Genomic DNA, 18,545 nt, shown 5'->3' with positions numbered 1-18,545 from the left:
CCAGATACAGATGGAGATGGCGTATCAGACGGTAAGGATAGTGCTCCACTCGATCCCCATAATTACAGTGATGGAACGAGTTCAGATGCGAATGATTCTACGTTAGAAATTAAGGATGCAACTGGTAAAGCGAAAGATTCTGCCTTACCTAAAACAGGAGATGCTTCTTCTAACACTACAGGTGGATGGTTGGGTGCATTATTAATGATCCTCTCGTTCTCTTGGTTAAGAAAAAACAAAGCAAAAAATCCTAAAAATAATTAACGAAAAAGCTCTCCTCGCAAATAGTTTTGAAATTTTGGGGGAGAGCTTTTTATATGATTGTCGGTAAGACCTGCTTGATGAAAAAGGATTCTATGTGGATCTTTATAACAGCCAGTTTGCTGGTGCTCAGGCGGTTTAAGATAGCAAAATACGAAAAAGCCGGTTCTCCAAATAAGGGGGAGCCGGTTTTTTCGTATGTGCAGAGGGTAAAAGTAGAGCCCGTTTATAGCATATAAAAAACCAACATGGAAAAGGGGACCATGTTGGCAAAAAGGGAGTTTGGGAAAACAATCATTAAAAAAGGGAGTAAAAAATGATTGCCTTCATTTGATATATTCATATTAACCGCCAAAACTTAGAAATCACTTCTATTTATCTAAGAAATAAATGAGAATTTTAAAACTGGAAACATCTCCGCTGAGCAAATCAAATTTTTCTTTGAGCAGATTCATTGTTCTTTTATACCCTATGGGGTATTATGAAAATCATAAGGAGTGAAGCAAATGTTTAAACGAATACCTTCCATCTCAACAGCAGAGCTTGCAGAAAAGTTGGCAGCAAAGCCGTTACTGCTTGATGTTCGGGAACCGCATGAGTTTCGAGCAGGGCATATTCCAAGAGCTAAAAATATTCCGCTTGGTCAAGTGGCTAGTTTTCAATCAGAAGAACCGGTGTATGTAATCTGTGCATCAGGCATGCGCAGCAAGCGGGCGGTCAAATTGTTAAGGAAAAAAGGCGTCGAGGCGATCAATGTGAAAGGTGGCATGATGCTTTGGCAAGGACTTACGAAAGGTGGGGCAAAATCATGAAACGTGTAGTGATCGTAGGCGGCGTGGCAGGCGGGATGTCTGCTGCAACACGATTAAGAAGATTAAATGAAGAATTGGAGATTATTATTTTTGAAAAGGGGCCGTACGTTTCCTTTGCGAATTGCGGCTTGCCTTATTATATCGGTGGTGAAATTACGGAGCGGAGTGATCTTTTGGTGCAGACTCCGGAACAGCTGAAGGCGCGCTTTAATTTAGACGTTCGGCCGTTTCATGAGGTGACGGAAGTTTTACCAGAGGAGAAAGTCGTGGTTGTGCGGGCAAATGGTCAAACGGAGCGGGTCAGTTATGATAAGCTGATTTTATCGCCGGGAGCCAAACCGTTTATTCCGCCGGCTGAGGGCATCGATGAAGCGGAAAATTTATTTACAGTGCGAAATGTGCCGGATGTCGACCGGATTATGCAACATATGGAAAAGCAGGCTCCCAAGCGGGCCGTTGTGATTGGTGCTGGCTTTATTGGTCTCGAAATGGCGGAAAACTTGGCAGAGAGAGGGCTTCACGTGACGGTTGTCGAGAAAGCACCACATGTTTTGCCACCGCTTGATACGGAAATGGCCGCTCAAATCGAACGGGAGCTCGTGGCAAATAAGGTCGAGGTGCGGACGGGTGTGGCAGCTGAGGCGTTCCTAGAGGCTGGACGGCAGATTCGCCTAGATGATGGCACGAGGCTTGCGGCCGACTTAATTATTCTGGCGGTTGGCGTAACACCGGCAGTTGATTTTCTGGAAGGTAGCGGCATTGAGACGGGGCTTCGCGGTGCGATCGTGGTGAATGAAAATTATCAAACGAATCTGCCGGACGTTTGGGCGATTGGCGATGCGGTCGTTGTGAAGCATCAGGTCAGCGGGAAGGATGCACTGATTTCGCTTGCTTCTCCGGCGAATCGGCAAGGGCGGATCACGGCGGATATTCTAAATGGACAATCGCGGCCGAACAGCGGCTTTATTGGGACGGCGATTGTGCGGGTGTTTGGGCAGACGGCAGCGACGACAGGGCTGAATGAGCATCAGCTGCAGCAGATGGGGATGGCACATCAGGCTGTCCATATCCAGTCGAAAAATCATGCGGGCTACTATCCGGGGGCCGTTCCGATTCTGTTGAAGGTTCTCTTTGATCCGCAAACGGGGAAACTGCTGGGGGCCCAGGCGGTTGGCGAGAATGGTGTCGATAAGCGGATCGACGTTTTGGCGACTGCTTTGAAGGCGGAAATGAGTGTGTTTGATTTGCCGGAACTGGAATTGACCTATGCGCCGCCGTTTGGTTCGGCTAAAGATCCGGTCAATATGGCGGGGTATGCAGCGATGAACTTGATGGAAGGCATGAGTGAAAACATTCAGTGGCATGAACTTATGGCGGAACTGGAGGCGGGGGCTGTTCTACTGGATGTTCGGAATCCCGAGGAGCTTAGGAATGGCCATTTTGAAGGGGCGCTGAATATTCCGCTGAATGATTTGCGGAACCGGATGTCGGAGCTTTCGCAAGAGACGAATTATATTGTGACTTGTCAGGTTGGGCTGCGCGGCTATATTGCTGAACGGCAACTCAAAAATGCTGGCTTTCATGTGAAAAATTTGGATGGCGGCTTTAGTCTCTATCAAAGCGTGTCAAAAGAAGGAGTCGAAAAATAATGTATCAATCAATCACAGCAATCGAATTAGAACAAGTATTGAAGCAGGAGGATCGGGCGGTTTTGGATGTGCGCGATCAGGATGCTTTTGTGGCGGGACATATTCCCGGAGCGGTAAATATTCCGATCGACGAACTGGCGGACCAATTTTCAACCTTGGACAAAAATCAGCCCTATATGATTATTTGCTATGCGGGAGGTCGTTCTCAGGCGGCTTCCGAATTCTTAGCGCAAAAAGGGTATCAGGTGACGAATGTGATGGGAGGAATGGGCGCATGGCGGGGCGAAGTGAAGTAAGTTATGACAATAAAATGAAAAATCGGTTGAAACGTGCGGAAGGGCAGATCCGTGGTATTTTGAAAATGATGGAAGAAGGACAGGACTGCCGCGATGTTGTGACGCAGCTTTCGGCGGTTCGGACGAGTGTTGACCGGACGATCGGCTTGGTCGTGGCGGAAAATCTGGCGGCTTGTATCGAAAAGGAACGGGCAGCTGGCCTTGACCCGGACACAGATAGCTATGTGCAGGAAGCGATCGACCTGCTTGTGAAAAGTCGATAGGGGGACGGGGCGCTTGGCATGAGCAGGTCGACGGGTGCGGTTCGAGGCGGTGACAGGTCACATCTGGCTGGAAACGGGCATCGTGTTTTACTTGAAATGCAGCTGTTTTTCATAAGAATAGCCGCGAATTAGTTCTTGATCGATGAGGGCTACCGTTTCTTGAAGTAGATAGTTTTCGCCGTCAGTGGGGCATTTCCAGTCTTGTGGCACGCAAAATGGCTGGCGTTCACTGGCCAGCAGGTAGCGTTCTCCGGGGGCACCAATCGAGTGGTCAAGCTCAAAAAACAGATAGGGTTGACCGTCTTCCATAAAATAGCCGAGAAACTGCTGGTAACTTTTGGAGAGTCCCAAGTGGTCGATCAGCTCCCTTGCTTCCTGATGAAATTTCAGATCGGTTAAGATGGCCGAATGAACGGGCGTTACAAGGGGTGCGGTCAGCAGTAGTCTGGCGGTACGAACAGGTCCCTTTTGCGCCGGGTCACGTTCAAGCAGTCCTTGGTAGCGGTCAATCAGTCGCTTTTTACGCGCGATGCGGATTTCTTCTTCTTCCAGCTTCTTTCGGTATTTGGTTAGCAGAGCGGGCAGATTTTCAGGTGTCTCTTTTTCTAGATATTGTTTGATTTCCTGAAGCGAGAAGCCCATATATTGTAGTGCCTGAATAAAGCTGAGCTGTTCGGCCTGTTCGGGTTTGTAATAACGATAGCCAGAAGCGGCATCGGTGTAGGCGGGCACCAGCAGACCGATTTTGTCATAATAACGGAGGCGCTGGATGGAGAGATCGTTCTTTTTGGCCATTTCACCGATTGAAAAGTAAGTTTCCATGTGGATTGTCGTCCTTTCATCTTGACTCTATAGTTACTATACACTTTATAGTGGAAGTAATTCAAAGCGAGAGGTGAAAAAAATGAAAATCATTATAGAAAAAGACTACGAAAATATGAGTAAAACGACGATGGAACTGCTTTTAGGCAAAATGTATCAGGATAAGCAGGTTCATTTGGCGATTACGGCTGGTTCTACGCCCAAGCGGATGTATGAACTGATGGTCGAAGCGATGAAAGAAAAAGCACCGCTGAAAAATGTCTGCTACTACAACTTTGATGAGATTCCGGTTGGAGATGAGGAGTTCGGTGTGACAGTCGGTAATTTAAAGCAGATGTATTTTGATCCGGCGGGCATTCCGGCAGAGCAAATCCATGTGCTGGATACAAGCAACTATATAGAGCATGAGGCCTATCTGAAAAGTGTTGGTGGCCTGGATGCCATTTTGATTGGAATTGGAGAAGATGGTCATTTTTGCGGCAATTTACCGGGTGTCACCAAATTTGGCGATGAAACGCGGCTTGTGTCAGTGAAATCTCGTCCAGATATGTTTGACATTCTGGTAGAAGAGGTAGGCGGAGATCCGGAAAAGGTGCCGGAAAACTACGTGACGATGGGACCGAAAAGTGTGATGCAAGCGAAACACGTCATCCTGTTTGCAAACGGGAAGAAAAAAGCAGCGATCATCAAAAAAGCGTTGCAAGGGCCTGTGACAGAAGAGGTACCGTCTTCGATCTTCCAGCTGCATCCTAATTTTACTGTCGTATTGGACGAGGAAGCAGCAAGCGAACTATCACGTTAAGCAGCTATTAAAAAAGCAAAAATCTTATCTGTGCCATTTGGGGCGGTAGATACGATTTTTGCTTTTTTTGTTAAAATTTCTTTGCGAGCTCGGCCGCTTCCTTTGTTCCAGCCGCAATGATTTCAGCTGCCTGATCTGGACGGGCATTGTGACCTTCGACAACTACGATTTCTGGTGCGGAGATGCCAAAGTGGCTCAGCACATTCTTCACGTAATTCATCGACATTTCATAACTGGCCATTGGACCGTCAGAATAGATGCCGCCGCGTGCGTTCAGAAGGGCCACTTTTTTATCAGGTACAAGACCGACGGGACCTTCTGGGGTATATTTGAACGTTTTGCCTGCTTGGTTGAGATAGAAAAGATAGGTCAAAAACTGTGCGGGAATGCTGAAATTCCAAAGCGGAAAGGCCATGACGATTTTATCAGCTTGTAAAAATCCGTCCAAGTAGCCGTTTGCAATGTCCGCTAAACGTTTTTCATCGGCAGAGAGTGTTTCGCCGGCTGCTTCTTTATGCAGTCCGCTCATCATCACGCCGTCATAATAGGGAAGTTCTTCCTCGAATAAATTCAGTTCCGTAATGACATCATCAGGATGGTTCTCCTGGTAGCTTTGTAAAAAAGTTTCATACAGTGTGACGCTGACAGAGCGTTCTTTTGGTAGTCCATTTGCTTTGATAAATAAAACATTTGCCATAAAATTCATTCCTCCTACTAAATCGTCCTTTTTCAGTGTAGCGAAAAGGAGACAGTTCTCGCAAGTAATCTGCTTACAAAAAATTAGTAATAGGAAATTATGAAGGAAGCCGCGCAGCTATGATAAAATAAGAGCGATAGGAGGATGTATATGATGAAAATTCGACCAATAGATGAAGAAGAGATTCATAAAATCAAGCAGCTTCGCGATTACTCCTTTCGTCATCCTGCAAAAGGCGGCGATGAGGATTTTATGTTTTGGATGAATCGGGCCGCTCGACTGGGGGCGTTTCAGGATGAGAGGTTGCTTGCTCAGGTGCTGACCTATCCGCTTACGGCAAGCCTGTATGGGGAAGATTTTGCGATGGGCGGGATTGTATATGTGGCCAGCTTTCCGGAAAACCGGGGTGGCGGTCTGATTCGACAATTGATGCATGCTTCTCTTGCGGAAATGCGGCAGAAGGGGCAGCTGCTCTCCTATTTGCGGCCATTTTCTGTGCCGTTTTATCGAAAATTTGGCTATGAGCTTTTTACGGAAGAAGTGGCGGTGGAGCTTAGTGCCGCTCATTTACCGGGAGACAAGGCTTATACGGGGACGCTTGAACGGACGGGGCATCATGATAAGTCCTTCGAGGCGGTCCGGCAGATTTATGACCGTTATCAAAAACGAAAAAACGGCATGTTGGTAAGAGATGCGGCTTGGTGGTCAAGACTGGCACGTCGGGAGTTTACGCATGAAGCGGTGCTTTACCGGGATCAAGAGGGGCACCCGCAAGGATACGCTCTTTATACATTTGAAGGGGAGACCATGCTGATTTATGAACTGGCGGCGCTGACCATCGAAGCGGAAAAAGCCATTTGGCAGTTCGTTAAGAGCCACCAGTCGATGTTCCAAACGGTGAAAGCCATGAATGTCGGCAATATTCGCGACCTGGCTTTGTGGCTGACGGATCCGACCGATCTTGCCATTACGGAGACGCTTAGTTTTATGATGAGAGTTGTGGATGTCGAGCCGTTTTTAGCAAGGGTGCCATTTAATTCGCTGACCGAGCCGCTTTATCTAGAGATTCGTGAGGACTTTGCAGAATGGAATAACGGCTGCTACCGGATAACGGAGCAAGGTGTCGAGCGGCTCGACCATGTGCCCGCTGAAAAAGTGCTGCAAACAGATATCCAGACGTTTAGTCAAATGATGACAGGTTTTATTCGTCCCACAAAATTAGCCTATTATGAAAAATTACGCGGAACGGCCGAGACCATTCAAAAGTGGGAGGCGGCTCTCCCTGTACGGGAAACACAGCTATTCGATACTTTTTGATAGGGGGAGAACAGTGATGACAACCATTGCGAGAGAATTGACAAAAAAAGAGCAGGCTGCACTTATCGAACGTAGCGAGTCGCTCCAAATCGAGGGCAAGTCGAATGAAGAGAAATTAGCTGCGCTCATTGACCAGCTTCGAGTGGCCCCTTCTTTTGAGGAGGAGGAAATCGAAGAAACGGCTTACAGGTACGGATTGTTTTTTGGTGAGCTGCTTCGGACGGCGTTTGAATGGCACTGGCTTTTCTTGGAAGTGGAGGATCAAGGCGGTTACGCGATCGTCTCGAAAGAAAATGGCTACGCACTGCTCGTCATGCCGTATTTCACCGAGATTCTGGCTGGAAGTCGCGATCCGGCTTCACTAAAAGCGCTCTACCAGCTTATGCCAAGTATCGAAGGAGAAAAGAACGCCTTTCGTTTGCTGTGAAAAGCTGCTTAAAATTTAACTAGAAAGAGGTGCGCCCGATGACAGAAACAGAGAAAATCAAACAACAACTTGTTAAGCAAACACTTATTTTGAAAACAGGTGGAATCCGGCCGACAGCTGAATTAGGTGAAAGCTGGATTGGTGCTGTAAAATGGGCAGCTAAAGATGAAACGTGGCCAGTAGGTGATGATCAGGAGCTGCTAACGCCTCTTGCGACCATTTTTCTTCCCGATCATCCTGCAGTGCCAAAAGTTGTGCGGGAAATGAAATTGATAACGATATTTTGGGATACGGCGGCTTTTACGAGTGGTGCAGATAAGGCGTGGCGTGATTACTTTGTGATTCGCAGCTATCCATCTGTATCGAAGCTGGAAGCCAGAAATTGGCAAAATGAAAATGAATTAGATGCATTCCCGCTCGTTTTAGAGGAGCGAAAAGAGGAGTTTCCAGTTTGGGACAGCAATGACATTCCTTTTGCTGTCCGCGAGTCGATTGTCCAGCTGGAAGAACAACAGGGATTAGATTATTTCGAGGACATTGCGGGGGATTATTATGCGCATGCAGGGCATAAAATCGGCGGCTATCCGGCTTACATACAGCCGGGACCTTGCTTGCCAGATTCGACTGCCTTCGTTTTGCAACTTTCAACAGATGAAAAATCCGGTCTATGGATTGTGGATAATGGCAGTTTCTATTTTTACTATGATGCGGTCAAACAGGACTGGGAGGTTCACTGCGATTTCTTTTAAGCGAAAATAAAAAGATGGTCACTGCTGCGGTTATGCTGATTTCTCATAACATTCCGCAGAACGGGGCCATCTTTTTCTGTTAAGAGCTCTTTTTCAGTATAAGGTATGAAATGCATTTCAGAGCAAGCGCTTTTATAAAATAAATGAATTTCTAGGCAAAATAAAGCGAACACCTCGACCCACCAAAGTGAGAGAAAACTTTGACGAGTCGGGGTGTTTTAATTTGACGTTTTTTTCGCATAATCATAAAAGGCTTGCAGTCCGTCCAGTTCCGTCAAATGCTGATTACAAGACGCACTGTCACTGCAGATATAGTTGCCGAGTGATTTATAGGTTTGGAGTTTCGTGTTTGTTTTGACATCGATCGTGAAAAGACCAACATCTGCAACATGATGGCAAAAATGGCAAATACTCTTCTTATTATAGGGAAGAAAACTGCCGACAAGTCCTTTTAGCTCCCCATCGATTTCCGCAATCAGGAATTTTTTACCACTGGAAGTATCCAGCCAAGAAAAATAGCTGAGCTGCTCAAAAGTTTCAGGGGTGGTTTTTGGAAAATGCAGTTTTTTGGTTTTCTTGAACAGCTTTTTCGCCGTTTGATCTGTAACCTGTGGAAAAGGGATCACGGCTTCCCTTATTTTTTCTTGGTAATGCAGAAGGTCCTGCTCCGTTTCAATGCTCAATATCCAGGCGAGTAAATCTTCCTGTTCTTTTGCGCGCGCTGGAAATAATCCACAAATTTTATCGAAGCAGTAAAAGGAAAATTCCTTCTTCACTTTATCATCGTTGACCGTATGGCGCGTGTTGTGTACGTGTTTTGCTTGCCGAATGATTTCATTATATTGATGATTCTGAATGAATGCGTCCATCGTTTTCACCTCGTTTTTTATTGTAACAAGCGTAGGAAGTCGTGAAAAGTGTAAAAATGTTTCTAAATGATTTTACTCTATTTATGAAAAATACTACTAGCAGAGAAAAGTGTTTTTCGTGGAAAAAAATTTGCATACAATATAAGGATTTTGTGATACATAACATGAAATTAGTGTATTTATTACAATATATATGAATATAGTCTGAAAAAGTTCTTAATTTAGACACAATTTAAGCGATTTTACTCCTGTTTTGGAAGTAACACTTCTTTATGGTTATGTATAATAAAAATATAAGTTTACTCTTAATATGTTAAATATTTTAAAAAGGAGATTGGGAAATTGAAAGCACCTAAAATTGTTTTAACTTCATTACTTGGTGTAAGTTTGATGGCGAATCCGCTAGCAATTTTTGCAGAGGATGTTGATACGTCTAAAGAAACGGTCCAAGGAGAACATACAGCTACCGAAAAAGAAACGCAAGAGGAAAGTATAGTGGTTGAAGAGAAATCGTTAGAGGAAAGTCAGCATTCAGGAAATGAATCAACTGCTTCTTCTAATGTGGAATTTGTATCTGATCATACGAATAATTCTGGTAAAGTATTGAAAAATACATCGGAAGAAGCTAAGACATTCAATGATTGGTTTCCAGATGCTCGGCTGGCGGCAGCGGTGGCAAATGAATTGCACTATGCTTCGCCAAACGAAGAAGTAACCCGTGAAAAACTAGCCACGTTAGACAGCTTGGATGTTCGGAATCAATCGATAACCGATATGACGGGGGTGGAATATCTAACAGGACTCTATTCATTGTACTGTAATGGCAATAGACTTTCGAGCTTGGATGTCAGTGCCAATACAAAACTTGTGTCACTTAACTGTGCCGATAATAATCTTACAAATCTGGATCTATCTAACAATCCTCTGTTGGTTAAGCTATTCTGTAATAACAACCGGCTTTCCAGTCTCGATTTAAGTAATAATCCAAATGTGGCTGAGGTACATGCGGTGGAAAATCTCATCAGCCAGACAGATTTTTCTCAGAATACAAGTTTAAAATCATTATATATCAATGAAAATCGACTCACTTCGTTGGATTTATCTGCAAGCAATCAATTACAGACTGTGATAGCAGATGACAATCAGATCATGGACTTTTCAAATGTTCCAGAATCAGTGACTACGTTTTCTGCCAAGGGTCAAGGCACTTCAGCGGCACAGGTTCAAGCGATTAATGGGGTCTTGAATTATCAGATCAGCGCAATAGACAGAGCTGGGAAAAAGATGGCCATAACGAATACAGGTGCAGGTGTATATCAACCTGAGACCAATCAAATTGTCTGGTCGAGCTTGGCTGATCAAGGCTATCTTTACTACTACTTTCACTCTGAGGATGGCGCCATTACTGGTGGGGTTCGTATACCTTATATCAATTTGGAAGTCGCAGCGCCTGTCATTGAGGCAAATGCGGAAGTCAGTTATGCGAAGGGTAGCCAACCAACTGTAGAAGAATTTTATGCGGCGATTCAAGCGAAAAGCACAGATGGTTCTCCACTTGCGAGTGATTTCCAAACGGTTGTTGATTTTTCAAAACCGGGGGACTATGTGGTCACGCTGACTGCTGAAAATCAGTATGGCATGGCAGCTGAACCCGTACAAGTAGTTGTGCACATCACGGAAGATCGAGTGGCACCAGAAGTGGATAATAATGATGAAATTATCACAGTGCCGGAAAATGATGATGCAGCAGCTACATCTGGTCAAGGAAAAACGACAGACCCATCAGGCAGCAGCAAAGTGATGGTTGCTGAAAATGGGAAAGAAGTAAAATCTGTTGCTACAACGGCGAGTCATATAAAAGCAAGTCAACAACTGCCGAAAACAGGTGACGAGGCGAGCAATTACTGGGTGGCGGCTGGCGTTCTGCTAATTTTAGCTAGCGGTGTCCTTGTATTTAAAAGAAGAAGACAATAGGATCTGATCAGTAGCTTCATGTAAAGCCAAGTACTATGGTGACTGGTAAATTTTTAACTGTAGACAAAGCATTCAGTCCTTTGTCTACAGTTTTATTCGTTTTCGGCCAGTTAGTTGAAAAAGAGAAACGGAGTATAGAATGACAGGGTTCATTTTTATCGCATAAGGAAAGGTTCAATTACATCGGAGGAGGAAGAAAAATGAAAGCTTTATTCTCTTATAAAGAATTCATAAATATGATGGAAAAAAACCATTTACCCGTAATAAAACAAAACATTCCTGAAAAAGGAAGCAGCATTTCTGTTCATGATGGTTACTTGACGCTGATTATTTCTGGCATTGTCGCTGGATATTGTCAAAATCAGCCGGAAAACATTATGAATTTGGTGGGAGAGGGATGTTTTTTAGGGATGGCTCAATTGGTTGAAGATGATACGATTCCGCTCAACTACCAAACCTTGTCGGCCTGTACGCTTTACAGATATCGGATAGAGGATATCCAGTATGTGCTTACTTTTCCTGAGAATTATGGCTTCCAATATTTTATGACGAAAAAGCTGGCGAATTCTTTTTTCTACAAAGCAGAATCCATCTCTTACCTACAGTCGAATGTCAAACATCGACTTGCCTATGTTGTAAAGGGGATCATCAAAAGCATCATCAAAGAAGAAGAAAAGGACGTTTACATTCTCCCAAGCTGCATTACGACAACTGTCCTGCGAAACTACAGCACCATTTCCAGCAGTGCTTTTTATAGTAATTTGGCAGCTTTGCGGGAGATAGGCGCGATTACGAAGATCAACCATTGCTGGCACGTCAATATGGAAAAATTGAATTTTCTACTGGGAGAATAAATAAAAGCGAACATACGGTAAGTCCTTGTGTTATCAGGGATTTACAATATGTTCGCTTTTTTGTATCAGCTGCCAGTTTTTCTGTAAATAATATGACGAATCGTACTTTCAGCTAAAAAATAGTGTTCAGCAAGCGCTGCTATCTGAATGCCCGATTGATAGGCCGCTCTGATCTCTTCGTTGCGTTTTGAAAGTGCCTGACGCGTCCCGTTTTTAGCGCCCCAGCTAGTTTTTTCTTTGGCCGGAATGTAAATGGACGCACCATCGATATATTTTTGAATTTCCGAAATCAGCTGTTTTGGTAAGATTTCTTCGATTGTTTGGTAACTCATTTTGGCTCGCTCCTTTATTATTTGAGATGCAATAATAAAATAGAAAGCCTTTTTGGGCGATGATCAAAAATTTTCTACCCCACGTAAAGTATCGCCACACTAGAAAAAGGCTTTACATGGAACGCTTTAGTATCAGCTGTTTTCAAGCCGGCCACCTCCTTACTTCTTCCTAACTATAATACAAAGGGATATTATTTGTAAAGGAGTCCGAGCGGTGAAACGAAAAAACGGAAAGCAGTCTTGTCACTGCTTCCCGCATTTGCTTAGGTGCTTCTTGATACGGCCATGGCGCCCTGCACAAGAATGAACATTCCGATGAAAAAGAGCGTGATTGTCGCTCCGGGTGGTGTTCCCAGGTGATAGGAGGTGATGAGTCCGAGCACCATCCCGATCAGGCCGACCAGAATGGACACGAGAATTGCACTCACAAAGGTGCGGCTGATTTTGATGCCGATCGCAGCCGGCAGGATCATGACCGCTGAAACGAGCAGTGCCCCGGCAATTGGCATGATGACAGCAATCGAAAGCCCGGTAAGCACACTGAATGAGGTGGACAGGAGCCGAATTCGCAGACCATCCGCCTGAGCTATTTCCTCGCTAAATGTCAGCACGTACATTTGCCGCTTGAAAAAGAGGAAGCAGCAGACAACAATGAGTGTCAGCAGGAAAATAATTTCGACCTGCGTCCGGGTGATCGTCACAATCGAGCCGAACAGGTACTGATCGACACTTGTCGTCATGCTTCCCTGATTGATGCTCATCAAGACGAGCGCCACGGCCAGGCCGCCAGCCATCAGGATCGCGATTGACACTTCTGAATAAGTGGCATAAACGGACCGCAGATATTCAATCAGGAAGGCCGCCAGTATGACAATTAGAAAGGTCGTCCAGGTGGGACTCACGCCGATCGCAAAGCCAAGTGCGACACCTGCCAGTGAAATGTGCGACAATGTGTCAGCTAGAAGCGACTGCCGCCGGAGAATCAGGAAGGTACCTAGGAGCGGTGCCAGAACGGCGATCAAGAGTGTGCTGACGAATGCGCGCTGCATGAATCCAAAGAGAAACATCTCCACGGGACATCCTCCTTTCTGACGAGGTGGATTTGACGATCGGCAATTCCGGTTAGGTCATCACTGTCATGCGTCACCATCAGGATGGCCTTTTGATGGGCGTGGGCCTCATGCTGCAATAATTGATAGAACTGGTCGCGGCTGGCTTTATCCATGGCGGTGCTCGGCTCGTCAAGTATCAGCAGATCGGGATCACAGGCAAACATGCGTGCCAGACAGATGCGCTGCTTTTGACCGCCGGACAGGCTGCCGATTCGTTTTTTGCGAAAATCCGTCATATTGACCGATTCCAAGGCCTTTTCAATATGAGCATGATCCTCTGCGGTCAGGCGTTTGAACCAGCGCCCTTGTGGGAACCGGCCCGAACGGACGAATTCTTCGACGGTGGTGGGAAAGCCGGCATTAAAGGCGGCCACTTGCTGCGGCACATAGCCGGTAACGAGTTTATGGCCGAACCGGTTCGACTGGCTGATGACAGCTTTTCCGGAGAGCGGTTTGAGCATGCCAAGCAAAAGTCGTAATAGGGTGCTTTTTGCAGCTCCATTTTCACCTGTAAGAATAACCAATTCACCGGGTGCCACGTGGAGCGAAATATCCTCCAAGACGGTTTCACGGTCATATTTAAAGGAGAGTGATTGCGCGTCAATATAATTCATTGATCAGATTCCTTTACTTAATGGAAAGTTTTAGTGCTTCCAGATTTTGTTGCATGATGGAAATATAGTCCTCGCCTTGTTTTTCCTGTTCAGCGGTCAGGCCTTCCAGCGGGTTCAGCACGGCTGTCTTAACGCCAGCTTCATCGGCCAGCGTTTTGGCGATCTTGGGCGAGCTGATTTCTTCAAAATAAATCACGGGGATATGTTGGTCTGCCACATAGGTTTTCAGTTCAGCCAAGCGTTTCGGACTCGGCTCCTGGTCAGGCGATAGTCCGGCAATTGGCACCTGCTTCAGGTTATATTGCTGGGCTAAATAGGCAAATGCGGCATGTTGGGTCACAAAGGTGCGATTTTTGGCATCTTTGAAAGCCGTTTGATAATCTTGATCCAGTTCTGCCAGCTTTTGCGTATACGTTTTGGCATTTTCCTGATAGGTTTTGGCATTTTTAGCATCTGCTTTTTCAAGACCGGCGGCAATATTGGCGACCTCTTTTTGTGCCAGAACGGGGCTCAGCCAAACATGCGGATCATGGGCTTGCTTGTTTTCTCCATCTTGATGATCATCTTCATCCTCTTCCTCGGTAGCATCCAACAGGTCAATTCCTTTTGAAGCATCAATGACGGTCGTTTTCTTCGTATCCAGATTTTTTAAGACACTGGGCACCCACGTTTCCATGTCCTTACTGTTATAAACGAAGACGTCGGCCTGTTCAATTTTGGCAATATCCTTGGCGCTGGGCTCATAGTCGTGCGGTTCAATGCCTGCTTGAATGAGCATTGAGATATCCGCCTGATCGCCAGCGACATTTTTCGTAAAGTCATACATCGGGTAAAAAGTGGTGACGACGGATAATTTTTTATCTGCGGCAGAGTCCTGTGAAGCGTTCGAGCATCCTGCAAGGGCAAGAACCAGTGCAAATGCTGCTCCTACCATTAAAAACCATTTTTTCATACTATGTAATCTTCCCTTCTTTAAACGTAATTATTCCGATTTATAAAATAGGCCTAATCTGGTTGATTTTTATGCGTACTTTCCAATTTAGTAAATCGTAATCATTTCGATTTGCATTAAAACTTTATCACAACTAAAAAAGATGGTCAAGTAAAAAAATTATAAAAATCGGCGGTTGTCTTTTAGAAGTAGTCAGGGAGAAGGCGCAAGTGGTATACTAAGAAAAAACTAAAAAGGGGGAAAAAATATGAAAAAGAGATTTCAGCTTCTGATCCTGGTCTTGCTTATTTTAGCGGCAGGCATTTTCTTGAAGCAGTGGTCAGAGATGATTTTATATGTAGCCGGAATTATTATCGAAATCATTGGGATGATCATTGCGCTGCGGTTGATATTTGTGGATAAAAGAGGAACGAATTCAAAAGTGGCGTGGATTGCCGTTATTTTTGTGTTGCCGATCTTTGGGGTATTTATTTTCTTATTCTTTGGTCGCAATCCGCAAAATCGCATTTTTCATCATAATCAAACGAACGAAATGTAAAAAATCATTGATGAGGTCCATCAGCTTGAAGGGCATGATCTAGGGGTAAATCCGCCTGAGATTTCCAAAAACATCTGGTCACTGACGGGCATCAAGCCGGTCAATGGGAACGCGATGGAACTTCTTACAAATGGGGAAGAGACTTTTCCGAAAATCATTGCCGCATTGAAAGAAGCGCAGGACCATATTCATATTCAATATTATATTTATCGATCCGATGAACTCGGAACAGAAATCCGTGATATTTTGATTGAAAAGGCTAAGGCGGGGGTTGAAGTCCGTTTTATGTATGACGACTGGGGCTGTGCCAAGACCATGCATGAAAATTTCCTCGAACCGCTAAAAGAGGCGGGCGCGCATATCCATGCTTTCGATCCGATTCGCTCGGTGCTGGTTGCACGGACAGCCAATCTGCGCAATCACCGCAAAATCATTGTGATCGATGGACAGGTCGGCTTTACTGGCGGCTTGAATATCGGGGAAGAATATCGCAGCAATACGCCGGATTTTGCCGTTTGGCGCGATACGCACATTATGATCAGCGGCCCGGCTGTTCTCGAATTGCAGGAATCCTTCTTGATTGACTGGGTGTACATGGAAAATAGAGCCGGATCGGCCGACTTGTTTGTGAGTGACGCGGGCATCAAGCGCTACTTTAGTCCGAAGCCGGAAGGGCAAGACTGGGCGCAAGTCGTATATGGCGGTCCCTATGACAAAGAGAAATGGGTGCGCGATGCGATTTTGGATTTGATCGATTCAGCGAAAAAATCAGTCTGGATTGCCTCGCCATATTTTGTGCCCGATGAGGAAGCGCTGGCGGTCTTGCGGCGTGTGGCGATGAGTGGCATCGACGTTCGTGTGATCATTCCAGGGAAAGGCGACCGCGGGATTTCTTTCCATGGCAGTAACGCCAACATTGAAACCATGCTTGATGCAGGGGCCAAAATGTACGCCTATCGCGATGACTCCTTTATCCATGCCAAAACGATTCTGGTAGATGGGGATCGCGGCGCGGTAGGAACCGCCAATTTTGACGTTCGGAGTTTCCGGCTTAATCATGAGTTGATGGTATTCCTATACGACAGGGACCCAGCTCTGCAAAAAATGGAGCAGGACTTCCTGAATGATTTCAAGGTTAGCAGGCTACACACAAGAGAAGAGCTTCGCCAAAAATCATTTTATACGAAAATGAAAGAAAATTTATCCAGTTTAATGTCGCCAATTTTATAGCATTTGGCGGCAATATGAGACGAATCATTTCCTACTGGCGATGGTTCGTTTTTTTAAATATTACAACGGAGGAATGAACAGCATGCTACTTTCAAAGGAATTAACCGAAGCGGTCGAGCTGCTTTATCTGGCTAAATTTTGGAGTCAGGACGGGTATGAGGGAAATTATCTGAAAGCCGTTCAAATTCTGAAACAGCAAGCGGAAAAAGGCGATGCAGAAGCATTATATTTTCTCGCAAGAACGAATTTTGGTGAGCAGTATGTGCCGCATGTGACAGTTGGAAATAAATATGAGAACGATTCATTGGGGTACCAGCTTTTAAGACAAAGTTTTGAACAGAGAAGTGTGTTTGCAATCATCAATGGAGCCTTGCGGGTTTCTGGCGGCATTTCTAAAAAGGCCATTGAAGCGCTTGTTTCAGAAGATCCCAATGCATTTACCGAAGCATGGCAGAAGATACAACAGCAAGCAGAAGAAGGCTTTTTCTTTGCCGAATATGTGATGGCCAATTTTTATTATTGGGGGGATAATTTTACATTTGGTGAGGAAGAACTTCGGCATGATTTGGCGTGCAGCTATTATTTGAAGGCGGCAGATGCAGGAATGGAGCTAGGGGCTTTTGCGTATAATATGCTGGATATTTATATTCGTTCTATGGATGAGCGAGGCCTTGTAAAGTGGTATGACAGGCTTATTGAGAAAGGCTATACGGAAAAAATGATCATCGGAATGATGGAGCCAGAATCACAGGCTTGGGCCCGAATGATGATCAGCCTTTATGGTTGGGGCGAGCGAGTTAATCTTAAGAAAGCTTACAAAATTTGTCAAAATGAATGTATCGAGGAATGGCTGCCTAAATTCTCCTCATATGGTGTATTTAAGCGGATTCTGTATGATTATCCAGAGGGAATTTTTGAAGAATAACGATTGTCAAAAAGTAGCCTAAATTCCGCTTGCGTTTCATGGATAAGTTTAGTATTATTTAACTAATGGTAATTAGTTTTCTGAGGAAAGTGAGTTTGATAAAATGATTAGAAGAGCAACGCCAGAAGATGCAGCGGCTGTTGCCCCACTACTGCTTATTATTTGGAAAGACATGGAGCTGCCAATTTTGCAGCAGGAGACAGAGGAACGTGTGGCAGAAACACTGGAACAAGCTATTTTGCTACCGGACTATCGTTACTTTTACGAGCATTTATATGTAGATGATCGAGAAGGACAAATTGCCGGTGTTGTAGCAGGTTATCCAGGGGAGATTGAGCCGAAAATTGAGGCACCTTGGCAAGTTGCCGCGGAAAAAACAGGATTGGCATTTCGCGAACCGGTTTTTACAGATGCAGAAACTTTTCCGGGAGAGTGGTATCTAGATTCGATCGTAGCAAGTCCCGCATTTCGGGGGCAGGGAGTTGGAACTGCTTTGTTAACTGCTTTGCCTGAAATCGCGAAACAAGCCGGTGCACAGGTGATCGGGCTTAACTGCGATTACGGAAATCCAGCAGCAAAACGGCTTTATGAAAGATTTGGCTTTAAACGGACAGAAGAGATCATGATTGGTACACACTTGTATGAGCATATGCAACTTTATTTATAAAGATAACTAGGAAAATTCTTACAAGGAAGCATCAAAAGAATGGGCATTTTGGAAGATGAAGATTTGTGAGCTTATCCCAAAAGTGATGTACTCATCATTTTTCACATTTTATTTTGCTGACAGCACCGCTGGAACATGGCTTCCAGCGGCTTTTTTGTGTGATTCAGGCAGTTGCAAGGGGAATTGAGGTTGGAAAAATAAGCGAAGGTTCACAATATGTTCACAAAATAAATTCGGATAAGTGCTGATGAAAGAAAAAGTAGAATTGAAAGAGTAGTAAGATTATTTTAATTAAGTATGTATTGAAAATTACATGTAAAAAAATTTATAAATAGAGGTGTAATGGTGAGAAAACGTACGATGGTTATAATGAGTGTGCTACT

The 18,545-nt window shown here is 44.8% G+C and carries 20 protein-coding genes and 1 pseudogene; 14 read left to right on the top strand and 7 right to left on the bottom strand.

Annotated features, from left to right (window positions below; genetic code table 11):
* From CS921_RS14450 to CS921_RS14425, 5 genes are all read left to right on the top strand, one after another.
* The coding region (locus tag CS921_RS14450) for an LPXTG cell wall anchor domain-containing protein (RefSeq protein WP_162921789.1) at window positions 1–264 on the top strand (264 nt) is incomplete at its 5' end.
* Between the two features lie 503 nt (window positions 265–767).
* On the top strand, window positions 768–1,073 hold the full coding sequence (locus CS921_RS14440; protein WP_099225107.1) for a rhodanese-like domain-containing protein: 306 nt from the start codon (window positions 768–770) through the stop codon (window positions 1,071–1,073).
* Window positions 1,070–2,722 (top strand): FAD-dependent oxidoreductase, encoded by a 1,653-nt coding sequence (locus CS921_RS14435; RefSeq protein ID WP_099225105.1) that lies wholly within the window; start codon window positions 1,070–1,072, stop codon window positions 2,720–2,722. The genes CS921_RS14440 and CS921_RS14435 overlap by 4 nt, the downstream gene beginning before the upstream one ends.
* Window positions 2,722–3,018 (top strand): rhodanese-like domain-containing protein, encoded by a 297-nt coding sequence (locus CS921_RS14430; protein WP_099225103.1) that lies wholly within the window; start codon window positions 2,722–2,724, stop codon window positions 3,016–3,018. Before CS921_RS14435 ends, CS921_RS14430 begins: the two co-directional genes overlap by 1 nt.
* A complete protein-coding gene (locus CS921_RS14425; RefSeq protein ID WP_099225101.1) occupies window positions 2,997–3,281 on the top strand; it encodes a metal-sensitive transcriptional regulator in 285 nt (94 codons plus the stop codon). The genes CS921_RS14430 and CS921_RS14425 overlap by 22 nt, the downstream gene beginning before the upstream one ends.
* 87 nt (window positions 3,282–3,368) lie before the next feature.
* On the opposite strand, the gene CS921_RS14420 is transcribed toward CS921_RS14425, so the two are convergent.
* Window positions 3,369–4,103, bottom strand: coding sequence for a MerR family transcriptional regulator (locus CS921_RS14420; RefSeq protein ID WP_099225099.1), 735 nt, complete (start codon window positions 4,101–4,103; stop codon window positions 3,369–3,371).
* 82 nt (window positions 4,104–4,185) lie between these two features.
* Between CS921_RS14420 and CS921_RS14415 the strand changes: the two genes are divergently transcribed.
* Complete coding sequence (locus CS921_RS14415) at window positions 4,186–4,905, top strand: glucosamine-6-phosphate deaminase (RefSeq protein WP_099225097.1); 720 nt, start codon at window positions 4,186–4,188, stop codon at window positions 4,903–4,905.
* A 70-nt stretch (window positions 4,906–4,975) separates the two neighbouring features.
* Here the strand turns inward: CS921_RS14415 and CS921_RS14410 are convergent, their stop codons facing one another.
* Window positions 4,976–5,602 (bottom strand): FMN-dependent NADH-azoreductase, encoded by a 627-nt coding sequence (locus CS921_RS14410; protein WP_099225095.1) that lies wholly within the window; start codon window positions 5,600–5,602, stop codon window positions 4,976–4,978.
* Between the two features lie 150 nt (window positions 5,603–5,752).
* Between CS921_RS14410 and CS921_RS14405 the strand changes: the two genes are divergently transcribed.
* The 3 genes from CS921_RS14405 to CS921_RS14395 are packed head-to-tail and all read left to right on the top strand — an operon-like array spanning window position 5,753 to window position 8,095.
* Window positions 5,753–6,919, top strand: a complete 1,167-nt coding sequence (locus CS921_RS14405) for a GNAT family N-acetyltransferase (protein WP_162921788.1) — start codon at window positions 5,753–5,755, stop codon at window positions 6,917–6,919.
* Window positions 6,920–6,935: 16 nt separating this feature from the next.
* Window positions 6,936–7,346, top strand: coding sequence for a hypothetical protein (locus tag CS921_RS14400; protein WP_099225091.1), 411 nt, complete (start codon window positions 6,936–6,938; stop codon window positions 7,344–7,346).
* A 38-nt stretch (window positions 7,347–7,384) separates the two neighbouring features.
* Entirely contained in the window at window positions 7,385–8,095 is a 711-nt protein-coding gene (locus CS921_RS14395; protein WP_099225089.1) for a DUF1963 domain-containing protein, read from the top strand.
* 218 nt (window positions 8,096–8,313) lie between these two features.
* Here the strand turns inward: CS921_RS14395 and CS921_RS14390 are convergent, their stop codons facing one another.
* A complete protein-coding gene (locus CS921_RS14390) occupies window positions 8,314–8,964 on the bottom strand; it encodes a FusB/FusC family EF-G-binding protein (RefSeq protein ID WP_099225087.1) in 651 nt (216 codons plus the stop codon).
* 342 nt (window positions 8,965–9,306) lie between these two features.
* Here CS921_RS14390 and CS921_RS14385 point away from each other — a divergent pair, with 342 nt between their 5' ends.
* Both CS921_RS14385 and CS921_RS14380 read left to right on the top strand, forming a co-directional pair.
* Complete coding sequence (locus CS921_RS14385) at window positions 9,307–10,938, top strand: LapB repeat-containing protein (protein WP_099225085.1); 1,632 nt, start codon at window positions 9,307–9,309, stop codon at window positions 10,936–10,938.
* Between the two features lie 200 nt (window positions 10,939–11,138).
* The gene (locus CS921_RS14380) at window positions 11,139–11,792 is read left to right on the top strand and encodes a cyclic nucleotide-binding domain-containing protein (RefSeq protein WP_099225082.1); all 654 of its coding nucleotides are present in this window, start codon (window positions 11,139–11,141) and stop codon (window positions 11,790–11,792) included.
* Window positions 11,793–11,857: 65 nt separating this feature from the next.
* On the opposite strand, the gene CS921_RS14375 is transcribed toward CS921_RS14380, so the two are convergent.
* From CS921_RS14375 to CS921_RS14360, 4 genes are all read right to left on the bottom strand, one after another.
* Entirely contained in the window at window positions 11,858–12,124 is a 267-nt protein-coding gene (locus tag CS921_RS14375) for a CD3324 family protein (RefSeq protein ID WP_099225080.1), read from the bottom strand.
* Window positions 12,125–12,387: 263 nt separating this feature from the next.
* Window positions 12,388–13,197: a metal ABC transporter permease gene (locus CS921_RS14370; protein ID WP_099225078.1), complete on the bottom strand. Its 810-nt coding sequence runs from the start codon at window positions 13,195–13,197 to the stop codon at window positions 12,388–12,390.
* Window positions 13,143–13,850, bottom strand: a complete 708-nt coding sequence (locus CS921_RS14365) for a metal ABC transporter ATP-binding protein (RefSeq protein WP_099225076.1) — start codon at window positions 13,848–13,850, stop codon at window positions 13,143–13,145. Before CS921_RS14365 ends, CS921_RS14370 begins: the two co-directional genes overlap by 55 nt.
* A gap of 13 nt (window positions 13,851–13,863) precedes the next feature.
* Window positions 13,864–14,802 carry a metal ABC transporter substrate-binding protein gene (locus CS921_RS14360; protein ID WP_099225074.1) on the bottom strand — a complete coding sequence of 313 codons (939 nt, stop codon included), beginning with the start codon at window positions 14,800–14,802 and terminating at the stop codon, window positions 13,864–13,866.
* Window positions 14,803–15,049: 247 nt separating this feature from the next.
* On the opposite strand from CS921_RS14360, the pseudogene cls reads away from it, so the two are divergent.
* The 3 genes and pseudogenes from cls (at window position 15,050) to CS921_RS14345 (ending at window position 18,162) form a co-directional block, all read left to right on the top strand.
* Window positions 15,050–16,570 (top strand): annotated as a pseudogene (gene cls / locus CS921_RS14355) (cardiolipin synthase).
* Window positions 16,571–16,652: 82 nt separating this feature from the next.
* Window positions 16,653–17,495, top strand: a complete 843-nt coding sequence (locus CS921_RS14350; protein WP_099225072.1) for a hypothetical protein — start codon at window positions 16,653–16,655, stop codon at window positions 17,493–17,495.
* Window positions 17,496–17,598: 103 nt separating this feature from the next.
* Entirely contained in the window at window positions 17,599–18,162 is a 564-nt protein-coding gene (locus CS921_RS14345) for a GNAT family N-acetyltransferase (protein WP_099225070.1), read from the top strand.
* The last annotated feature ends 383 nt before the right edge of the window (window positions 18,163–18,545 follow it).

Origin of the sequence: Listeria costaricensis, assembly GCF_900183385.1 — a bacterium.
GTDB classification, from domain to species: domain Bacteria; phylum Bacillota; class Bacilli; order Lactobacillales; family Listeriaceae; genus Listeria; species Listeria costaricensis.
This window is presented reverse-complemented; position numbering and strand designations above follow the sequence as displayed.